Genomic DNA, 1,376 nt, shown 5'->3' on the forward strand with positions numbered 1-1,376 from the left:
AAACTAATTGCCGAAGTAGATCCTATTGGTCCTGGATGGGACGGAACTGTTAATGGCTATACTATGCCTGCTAGTGATTATTGGTTTGTAGTAACGCTAAAAGATGGTAGAATCTTTAAAAGCCATTTCGCTCTTAAACGTTAAACCTCAATGAATAATTCCCTCAAAATATTATTGTTATTTTTATTTGTGCATCCAATATTATTTGCACAAACACCTACAGATTGTTCAGATGCTATTCAAATTTGCGGGAACTCAAACATTGATTTAAATGTAGGTGGTATTGGAACACCAGAATCTTTTGCCAACGCATGCGGTATGGTAGAAAATAATACTATTTGGTTTAGGCTCACTATTGCACAAAGTGGCACATTAGGGTTTATACTCACACCTGATAGTGCGGCTATTTCAGAAGATTACGATTTTTCTGTATTTGGTCCTACAAATTCATGCAATAATTTAGGCCCAGCAATACGATGTTCTACAACTAACCCAGGAAATGCTAATCAAGGTAACAATTTAACAGGAATGAATAGTACCGAAACTGATGTTTCTGAAGGACCAGGAGCCAATGGTAATAGCTTTGTAAGTGGCTTAGATGTTCTAGCTGGTGAAACTTATTATCTTTTAGTTGATAGACCTATTGGTACTAGCCCTTTTAGTTTACAATGGACAGGTACTGCTACTTTTCCTGAGTCTCCTGAAAATCAATTTCCTACAGGACAATCATTAGATATAGATACTTGCGATAATCTAGCACCTTATAATGATGGTATAGCAACGTTTAATTTGAACGACAATACACCAGCAATCATAGGTTCTCAAACTGATGTTTTAGTCACTTACCATAATTCTGAAGAGGAAGCAGTATTAGGCACTAATAGTCTACTAAATAACTATACTAATACAGCAAGTTCCGAAGTTATATATGTACGCGTACTAAACACCATTTCTCAATGCTTTATTACATTTAGCTTCAATATAACTGTTAGAGAACTCGATATTATGACTCCAACTGATTACAGACTCTGTGATAATGCTAACGATGGTGATGAAACCAATGGTGTGATACGATTTGATTTGTCAACAAAAATTGATGAAATATTGAATGGATTAAATCCAATTGATTATGATTTTTCATTTCATACCAGTGAAACCGATGCAGAGTCAAATTCAAATAGCATACCCATTCTTTACGAGAATAATATTCCAAACAACGAGCAAATTTTTGTTAGAGTAACAGAAATTCCTTCGTCTTGTATTAGTATTATTCCTATAAACCTGATCGTTGAGCCTATACCAGAAGCCAATACAGTTAGTCTCATTCAATGTGATGAAGATGGTATTCCTGAAGGGTTTACCACTTTTGATCTCAA

General features: G+C 35.0%; 1 protein-coding gene and 1 pseudogene. Both read left to right on the plus strand.

Features of this window, described 5'->3' with window-relative positions:
• The first annotated feature begins 6 nt into the window (after positions 1 to 6).
• Positions 7 to 144 carry a T9SS type B sorting domain-containing protein gene (locus Q0876_RS15610; RefSeq protein ID WP_299229809.1) on the plus strand — a complete coding sequence of 46 codons (138 nt, stop codon included), beginning with the start codon at positions 7 to 9 and terminating at the stop codon, positions 142 to 144.
• Positions 145 to 150: 6 nt separating this feature from the next.
• Positions 151 to 1,376 (plus strand): annotated as a pseudogene (locus tag Q0876_RS15615) (hypothetical protein); the annotation flags it as partial.

Source organism: uncultured Psychroserpens sp. (genome assembly GCF_947503375.1).
Taxonomy (GTDB): Bacteria; Bacteroidota; Bacteroidia; order Flavobacteriales; family Flavobacteriaceae; genus Psychroserpens.